The sequence below is a fragment of the Pseudochelatococcus sp. genome, assembly GCF_050946405.1.
In the GTDB taxonomy this organism is placed as follows: Bacteria; Pseudomonadota; Alphaproteobacteria; order Rhizobiales; family Beijerinckiaceae; genus Pseudochelatococcus.
In genome coordinates this window covers 25,884-34,227 of record NZ_JBMNUS010000019.1, presented here as the reverse complement: position 1 = coordinate 34,227, position 8,344 = coordinate 25,884, and the positions used below count along the sequence as shown (strand labels likewise).

7 protein-coding genes and 3 pseudogenes are annotated in these 8,344 nt (G+C 60.2%); 4 read left to right on the top strand and 6 right to left on the bottom strand.

Annotation, left to right across the window (positions count from 1 at the left end; all coding sequences use genetic code 11):
* Positions 1–125: 125 nt before the first annotated feature.
* The 4 genes and pseudogenes from ACOYJQ_RS18480 to ACOYJQ_RS18465 all read left to right on the top strand — a co-directional run.
* A pseudogene (locus tag ACOYJQ_RS18480) lies at positions 126–485 on the top strand (HlyD family secretion protein); the annotation flags it as partial.
* A complete protein-coding gene (locus ACOYJQ_RS18475) occupies positions 472–2,013 on the top strand; it encodes an MFS transporter (RefSeq protein WP_433460534.1) in 1,542 nt (513 codons plus the stop codon). The pseudogene ACOYJQ_RS18480 and the gene ACOYJQ_RS18475, both read left to right, overlap by 14 nt.
* A gap of 109 nt (positions 2,014–2,122) precedes the next feature.
* Positions 2,123–3,025 carry a helix-turn-helix domain-containing protein gene (locus ACOYJQ_RS18470; RefSeq protein WP_433460533.1) on the top strand — a complete coding sequence of 301 codons (903 nt, stop codon included), beginning with the start codon at positions 2,123–2,125 and terminating at the stop codon, positions 3,023–3,025.
* Positions 3,026–3,387: 362 nt separating this feature from the next.
* Positions 3,388–3,801 (top strand): hypothetical protein, encoded by a 414-nt coding sequence (locus tag ACOYJQ_RS18465; protein WP_433460531.1) that lies wholly within the window; start codon positions 3,388–3,390, stop codon positions 3,799–3,801.
* Positions 3,802–4,186: 385 nt separating this feature from the next.
* On the opposite strand, the gene ACOYJQ_RS18460 is transcribed toward ACOYJQ_RS18465, so the two are convergent.
* The 6 genes and pseudogenes from ACOYJQ_RS18460 to ACOYJQ_RS18435 form a co-directional block, all read right to left on the bottom strand.
* Complete coding sequence (locus ACOYJQ_RS18460; protein WP_433460529.1) at positions 4,187–4,600, bottom strand: type II toxin-antitoxin system VapC family toxin; 414 nt, start codon at positions 4,598–4,600, stop codon at positions 4,187–4,189.
* The gene (locus ACOYJQ_RS18455; RefSeq protein ID WP_433460527.1) at positions 4,597–4,845 is read right to left on the bottom strand and encodes a type II toxin-antitoxin system VapB family antitoxin; all 249 of its coding nucleotides are present in this window, start codon (positions 4,843–4,845) and stop codon (positions 4,597–4,599) included. The genes ACOYJQ_RS18460 and ACOYJQ_RS18455 overlap by 4 nt, the downstream gene beginning before the upstream one ends.
* A gap of 277 nt (positions 4,846–5,122) precedes the next feature.
* Positions 5,123–5,728, bottom strand: a pseudogene (gene tnpC, locus ACOYJQ_RS18450) (IS66 family transposase); the annotation flags it as partial.
* 526 nt (positions 5,729–6,254) lie between these two features.
* Positions 6,255–6,404, bottom strand: a pseudogene (locus ACOYJQ_RS18445) (helix-turn-helix domain-containing protein); the annotation flags it as partial.
* Positions 6,405–6,527: 123 nt separating this feature from the next.
* Complete coding sequence (gene fabF / locus ACOYJQ_RS18440; protein ID WP_433460526.1) at positions 6,528–7,796, bottom strand: beta-ketoacyl-ACP synthase II; 1,269 nt, start codon at positions 7,794–7,796, stop codon at positions 6,528–6,530.
* A 68-nt stretch (positions 7,797–7,864) separates the two neighbouring features.
* On the bottom strand, positions 7,865–8,287 hold the full coding sequence (locus ACOYJQ_RS18435; RefSeq protein WP_433460525.1) for a MarR family winged helix-turn-helix transcriptional regulator: 423 nt from the start codon (positions 8,285–8,287) through the stop codon (positions 7,865–7,867).
* Between the last annotated feature and the right edge of the window lie 57 nt (positions 8,288–8,344).

The following is an 8,344-nucleotide window of genomic DNA, read 5'->3' as shown; positions in this document are numbered from 1 at the left end:
TTCGGAAAATAGGGCTGAAGACGCGCCATCTGCTCGTCCGTCAGCCAGAATAAATCACTCAAATTCAGGCTCCTTCACGGCAGCATGAATCATAATCGCTACCTCAAATCAATGGGTCCTGACCCTACGTAATCGCAAACTACAAGGAAACACAGCTTAAGAATGTCCGGGCAGGGCAACCGGTCGAGGTTGCAGTCGATGCCCTCCCTGGACATCGTTTTCATGGGCGTGTCGAGGAGATTGCGCCGATGAGCGGCAACGAATCGTCACTTATTCCGACAGACAATGCAACCGGCAACTTCACCAAGGTTGTTCAGCGTATCCCGGTGCGCATTGATCTCCAGCCGGGACAAGCGGACCTCGACCTTCTCAGGCCAGGCATGTCCGCCGAGGTGCGGATCGACACGCTCGGCTCGAAAGTGGCCGCTTACGGCCGTCAACCGCTCGTCATGTCGAAGGAGAGCTATGCCGATGCGGCTCAATGAAGTCCCTTGGTTCCCCCGTCTGTTGCGCGGCGCTCAAGCGCCGAATCCTGCATTGACGGTGGCGGTCGTTTTCCTGGGCGCATGCTTCACGACATTGCAGGGGCGGCTTTTTTCAATATCCCTTGCGGACCTGAGAGGCGTGTTCGGTCTCGACGTCATTGAAGGGGTCTGGCTGAGCACGGCGATGAATGCGGCACAGCTTCTGACCATGCCTGTCACCGTCTGGCTATCGCTTATATTCGGGCCAGCGCGCGTCATCATCGTGCCGAGCTTGGCGATCGCACTGGCGGCCTTCGCGATACCTTTCGTTCACGGCTACGGCCCGCTGGTTTTCCTGCATGTCATAATGGGATTGTGTCTGGGAACCTATCTCCCGCTGACGATTTCACTGGCGCTGCGCAGCCTGAAGCCTCACTTCTGGCTGTTTGCGATGGCGGTCTACAGCCTGCGCGCTTCGTTCGGGACTGACGTCGGTGTTGGCCTGTCCGGGATCTATGTCGATGTGATCGATTGGCGATGGATCTACTGGACCGCTTCGTTCGTCGGGCCGCTTATCGCCTTCATGGCCTGGAAGGCGCTTCCCCTGACGCCGATAGATCACGACAAGCTGCATAGTAGCGATTGGGGTGGCATGGCGATGTTCTGCCTGAGCCTGGCCATGCTGTTTATCGGATTCTCGCTCGGAGAAACCCTGGGATGGTTCGATTCCGGCGTGGTAACGGCATGTTTGATCGTCGGGGCACTCCTGTTGGCGATCTCCGTTGTCACCATCGTGCTGCACAAGGATGCGTTCGTCGATTTCGCCGCGCTTGGAAACCACAACGTTCGCACGGCGCTCCTGATCGCTTGCCTCTATGGGGTGCTGATGGCACCGACTTCGATTCTGATCCCGAATTTCCTTGCCGCGATCGGAAAGCTGAAACCGCTCCAGACCGGATCAGCCGCCATCATCGTCTTCGGCACCTATCTGGCGATGACGCCGCTTGCGGTGTGGCTCGCCCGTCGGGTGGACGCACGCCTGCTGTTGATTGCAGGCTTGGGCATCATTGTCTTCACCTCGGCCTGGTGCGGCGACGGCATCAACAACGAATGGCGGACCGACCAGTATGTTTCGGTCCTTATCATCTTCGCCATCGGTGAGTGCTTGACGCTCATGGGTATTATCCCGATCATCGTCGTCAACATGAACCCGGCGCACGCGGCGGCCATCGGGTTCTATGCACCGCTGGCCCGCCTTTTCGCACCGGGCGTAGCGGCGGGCGTTATCGCACTCGTATTGCGACTTTCGTTGGATACTCACAGCGTCATGCTGAAGGCGGGGGTAGAGGCCGGACAGCCTGTTGTTGTTCAGCGCGCCGCCAGCAGCGGCGTATCAGGCATCGCTTCTGTCATCACACGCGAGGCGACCGTGCTTTCCTATGTGGACGGATTCTACCTCGTCTTTTGGGTGGGGGTCGTCGCTTTGCTCCTGACCGCCACGCTGAAGCGAGCACCGGTCAACCCGCTAACGCCACCGAGGCCCGTCTGATACGTGGCCGTTTCTCTGCAAACCATGACCGGTTTGCAGCAGTCAAACGGCTTGGATCATGCTATGTCAAGAAACGTGGGACGGAAGGGAAAGAGTTGAGGTATCATCCATGAGCATTCAGGTTCTTCCCCCTCATGATTATCCAGATACTATCGCACGTCCTGTCGTCGCTCTGAAAATCGAACTCGCCTTCGTCGGCGAGATGGAGCCGCACAAGCATCGCAAGGACCAGTTGCTCTATGTCATAGAGGGACTCATCACGGTCGAGGCCGCGCAAGGTGTCTGGACCGTGCCGCCGCACTGCGCGATCTGGATTCCGGGCGGCGTATCCCATTTTGCCCGTGCGACCGGGCAGGTGTCGATCGGCAACCTCTATATCGAGCCTGACGAAAGCCGCAGCCAGCAGGCTGATTGCGGCATTCTGTTCGTCCAACCTCTTCTGCGCGAATTGATCCTGCGCTTCGTCAACGAGCCGCACAGCTACCCGGAGGGAGATGTCCGGGAGGCACATCTGGCCGCAGTCCTTATGGACGAGCTTGAGAGAGCGCCGGTGGAGCCGCTGCGTCTCCCCATGCCCGCCGACCGGAGATTGAAGCGGCTGGTCGATACGCTGATCGACGATCCTTCACTCAGGTTGAACCTGGAGGAATGGGGGGCTCGCGTCGGTGCAAGCAATCGCACGCTGACGAGGCTGTTCCAGCGGGAGACGGGCATGTCGTTCGGTCGCTGGCGGCAGCAACTGCATGTCGGTCTGGCGCTTCAAAGGCTGGCGGACGGCGAATCCGTGACGAATATCGCGATCGACCTGGGATATGAGAGTCCGAGTGCGTTCATCGCCATGTTCCGGCGGATGCTCGGTACGACTCCGGCGCGCTATCTCACGGAAACAACAACTGAGATGAGCGGCGACAAAGAGGGTGTCTTCCATATCTGCGGCGACCGATGCCCTCACAAAAAAGGTCAGCCGACAAGCAACGTGGTGCCGCTCTCCCGCATCCGCAGCGCCAATTGAAACCGGAAGCAAGGTGACGGCTCGCGGTCGATTCCGGTCTTCTTCACATACTCCAACGTGCCAGGGCGACTGTTAGCCGTTTTATCACCAGCTACGAATGACGACGCCGATTTCCCCGCTCACCCCTTGCTGGCTGGCTAATACATCACGCCACGTTTCCAACATCGGATTTGGTTTGGCCGTTTAGCGCGATTTTATGTCCTGAATCCGGGCGCACCGGGCGCCCACACCTCTCACGATGCAAGCGAATGAGAAGGTTGCGTCGCGACGAGCGGTCGTCCCCTCCCAAACGTGGCTGGCCGACGAGCCAAGCATCACAGATGCTTTGTTCGGACGCTCACCAGATTTTTCGGAGCAACGAGATGCAAATCGATAAATCCCAATACCCGCTCGTTTTTCTTCGGGAGACGGTATTACCTCATAAGGATAACCCCGAAGCTGAACTGGAGGCCATTCTTGCTGAATACTCGCCCTTCATCTTGATATCCGATCACCCGCCTCGCAACGATGACGCTGAACCTCCAGAATCAAAAAAGGCACGCGCCTTGTTCTTCAAGCGCAACAAAACGCATTTCATCCGCAATTGCGCGGGAGCGATCGTGATTGAGGGGGCGAAACCAACGCCAATGCCCCTTCGGCTGGCTGCCCAGGCGGTCGGAAAGGCATTCGGGGTGTCGTTTCATTTCGTTCCGGATGAGGAAGCAGCGGTGGCGCTGGGGAAGCGGCTGCTGACGAATGCGAGCGCCGGGAAGCTGGTGAAAAATCCGAGCAACTGAAAATACCAAACAGGATGAGAAAAATTATCACGAATACCATATCAAATCCGGCGGCATATTCTGTTATCAGCAGAGGGAAGCTTGGGTTCTCGGCCATCTGGTTGCCCTACAATCAAAGCACAACGCTGCGCAATCTGCTCGATCTCGCGCGCAAGATGGGCCGGGCGGCGCAGATGGCTGGTATTCCGCCTAGCTCAAAATGAGAAAGGCCGCCCTTTGGCGACCTAAGCATATGATCACACGTCGATTTCGAGTGTTTTATGCTGGAACTGGTTGCGGGGGCGCGCAACCACCGATACCGACATTCGTTGGAGGTGGCGATCTAATAGTTTGATCTGTCGCTACTGACGCCCGCCCTGGTAGCAGCTGGAACCCGAGCGTGGAGTCAGAGATCCCAAGGAGATATCAGGTTAATGCCAACCGTCAGGAAATCCTTCAGGTTGCGTGTAGCCAGTTGCCCGCCGTTAACCTTGGCAATCGCTGCGATCATGCCATCGGGTGCCGACATTCCGACCCCTTGGCGGGATGCCTCTCCCATAATCTCGCCATAGGCCAACGCCGCCTCCTCCGTGAGCCCGAATATTCTGTCGGCAAAGCGGCGGCGCCAATCTGCAAGTCCCTGCTCAAGACGCGTCGCCCGTTGATCGGGCCGTATCTTTGCAATGCCGAAGGCAATTTCAGCGATCGTTACGGTCGGAAGGGCAAGTTCGGCATCATGCCGCACGAGCCATGCAATCACTGCATCGTTCGGGGTTTTCCGCAGCGTCTCCGATATGACATTGGAGTCGACGAAGATCAAAGCTCCGGCCCCGCGTGGGGATGGCGTGTTTCGCGAATGACGGATTCGAGATCGATGTCGGTTCCGGAATTCGCGGACACCCGGGCATAAAAAGCAGATGCCGGCTCGCGGCCAGTCTCGCGGATTTCGTAGGCTTCAAGGGCCCGTTCGACGATATCGGCGATCGAACGCTTCTCCCGCCGCGCGAGGCGATGGGCCAGATTACGCGCCTTGGCGCTGCGGACGGACAATTGCGGCTCTGCCATTGGAAACTCCTTGAGCTGAACATAATGTCCGGTGCCCGTGCCATCAAGATGGCAGAGATTGCCTTCCCGCGCATGTAGGCCACTTTTCCAACGTCGAGGGGTGTCTACCTATCACTGCCGGTTTGTCATCACTATACGCCCGCCGATACAAGGTGGACGGCAGTGGCGTGGCGGAAGCTGTGCGGTGTTTCGTGTTTCGTTTGCAGTGACGGCATGGTTTCAGCCGCCGCCTTCACATAGGCGGCAAGCTTGAACCGGACGCCCGAGGCGCTGAGCGGCTCACCGGCCCCGGTTTGCGGTCCGCGGCGTGGAGGTCGTTGTAGCCGCCGTACGCGTCCGCCTGCAGAATGCCCTGCCATTTGGCGAGATGCGCGTTGGGATGCTCCTTCTCCCTTGTGAGGGAGAAGTGGAACAGCGCGGCCGGCGGGGCGATGGCGCCAAACGGACGGTCGTCGCGGACGGTCCACAACGGCACCGTCTTCGTGCCGCCCCGGGCCAGGACCGGCACGGTGGTGTCATCGCCGTGAAGGCGTTCGCCGGCCATGACATGGGCCTTGATCAACGCGTGGATCGGCTCCAGCGCTACGGTACAGGCCCCGACCTGATCGGCGAGCGTGGACAGACTGAGATCGACGCCTTCCCGGCCATAGCGGTCGGCCTGCCGGTTCAGCGGGTTGTGTTGCCCGAACTTCTCGAACAGGATCGTCGCCAGCAGGTTCGGGCCGGCAAAGCCGCGCGGGGTCGGATGGAACGGCGCCGGCGGCTGGCTGATCTTCTCGCAATCCCGGCAGCTGAACTTCTCCCGCACTGTCTGGATCACCTTCCACTGGCGTGGAACGATCTCCAGCGTCTCGGTGACGTCCTCGCCCAGCCTGACGATACGCGATACGGAGTTGCCCGTACTAAGGGATCTTGCGGACGACAGTCCCCAGCCGTCTCCGTTTGTTCGGAACGGCAGCGGAGATAGGACGAAAGAGCGCAACGTAAGGACGCAACCGCGGGGATAGGGTCATTTCGGGATCGCCGTAACCCGGCAGACGGCTACCCATTTGCAGGCAACGTGGCGCACTATCATACATTTCAGCGAGCCCCTCCAACCACCGGAATGGCTCACTTTCGGGCGTCGGCCACACCTTTACAGGGACAATATACAGGGACAATAGCTTGTGACTCCCTAATACTACAGTTGCATATTACTCTGTTTTTGATAGTGAGCGACGGCTGCGCAGAACTGATGCCGCCGTCTCCAGAACGACCATGCGAGGACAAACGCCTTGCCGATTGGGGGGCTGAGCAGCAATCTGGACAAGAGGTAGCGGATTTCAGGCACGCTCGGCAGAAGAGCATCCATGGCCATCAGGCGGCCGTTGCGGCCGTTGGACTCTTTTCGTTCGATTTTCCTGAAGCCCGGCCGTCGAGCTCCGCTTCTTCCACTTCGCTACAGTCTTCTGGTTGATCCCGTAGCGCTTGGCCAGAGCCCTCAGGCTCTCTTGACTATTCTGTATTGCTCGACGGACCGCCTCTGTCGTTCGGGCGCTCCCGTGCAGAATTTGTCCCATAGCGCATCCTTCCATTGATGGCTAAATAATGCACCACAAAATGCCGGGACTAAACACTTTTAGAGCGGCGTGACGATTCCGCTTGAATGCACGTCGCACTGACAATCTCCAGAAACCCGTTTTTCAGTGGTGCCGGCTGAAGACCAGGGCAGCGTTCACGCCGCCGAACCCGAAGGCGTTTGAAAGCACATGCCGGATATTCGAGGGCCGTGCGCCATCGGCAAGCAGATTGAACCCCTCCGCCCCCGGCATCGGCCGCTCGACGTTCAAGCCTGGCGGCGCTACCTGATGATGAATGGCGAGAACCGAAAACACGGCTTCGATCGCTCCGGCTGCGCCGAGCATGTGGCCGGTGGCCGACTTCGTCGAACTGACCGGAATCCTTGCTGCTCCGGCACCGAAAACCTTCTCCAATGCCGCCAGTTCGGCGGCATCGCCGACAGGCGTCGAGGTTGCATGGGCATTGATGTAGCCGATGTCGTGTGGCTCGATCGCCGCCGCCCTTATCGCGATTGCCATCGCACGGGCGGCCTCGCGGCCATCGGGCCAACCGGCCGTCACATGATGCGCATCCGTCGTCGTGCCATAGCCCGACAGAACGGCAAGCGGCCGCGCGCCCCGCCGTTCAGCATGGCTCAAGCGCTCGATCACCAGCATCGCCGCGCCTTCCGACAGGACGAACCCGTCATGATCGCTGTCGAAGGGCCGTGAGGCGCGATGCGGCTCGTCGTTGAAGCCGAAGGACAGCGCCTTCGCAGCCGTGAAGCCGCCGATGGCGACCGGATCGACGCAGGCCTCCGCACCTCCACAGAGGGCTATGTCAGCCTCGCCGGCACGGATCATGCGCATGGCATCGCCGATCGCCTGGGCCGATGCGGCGCAGGCGGTCGTCGGTGAGCCCGCAGGCCCGTGAAAGCCGAACCGGATCGCGACCTGGCCGGCGGCCAGATTAGGCAGGAAGGAAGGCACCACGAACGGGGAGAGCCGGCGCACGCCGGCCGTGCGAATAAGCTCGCTCGCGGCCGTGATGGCCGGAACGCCGCCAACCCCCGTTCCGATGACGGTCGAGGTGCGGGCGCGATCCTCCGCGGCATCAGGGTTCCAGCCCGCTTGTTTCAGGGCTTCGATCGCGGCCATGACGGCATATTGGATGAAAAGATCGTTTCGGCGCAGGTCGCGGGCGTCCATGCTCTGCTCCGGATCGAAACCGTTTGCATCTTCGGCATGCGTGGGCACCAGCCCCGCGACCCGGCATTTCCAGCCGGCGGTGTCGAAGCGGGTATTGGCGCGGACGCCGCTCTGCCCGGACACAAGGCGGCTCCAGTTCGCCTCCACGCCCACGCCAAGCGGAGAAACGGCACCAAGCCCTGTGACGACGATGGGTTCCGACATGTCAACTCCCTTCAAGTTCGTTTATGTGTATATACACATTACGCTTGCAAGGCAATCGACATCGGTCGTCATCCGCCGGCCAGTCGCTTCGAGACCCGGAGGTATGTTTCGGCATCCTCCGGTGATATGCCTTCCATGAGAGGGGCTTGAGATTCCCGCCACAGCACGAGGAGACGATCGAGGAGCCGGTTTCCCTGCTCCGTCAGCTCGCAAACGCGTGCATTGTTGGCGGTGTCGGCCACGCGCCGGACCAGGCCCTTATGCTCCAGCAGGTCGAGATTCCGGGTGAGGCTGGTCCTGTCCAGCGCGATGAGCTGCGCCAAGGCCATCACGGGCCGGCCGGGATGGAAGCGGATCGCGGCAAGGAGCGACAATTGCTGCACCGTGACGCCGAAGGGCTTCAGTCTGGCGTCGCCGGCTCTCAGCAGCGCCCGTGAGGCCGCTACGGTGTTCAGAACGAGGCATCGGGCGAGATCTTCAGGCATGGTCATCGAGCCATCTAGCCTCCTTGTGCCGCGGTCGGTCAATGCCGCGTCCGGGCCAACGCC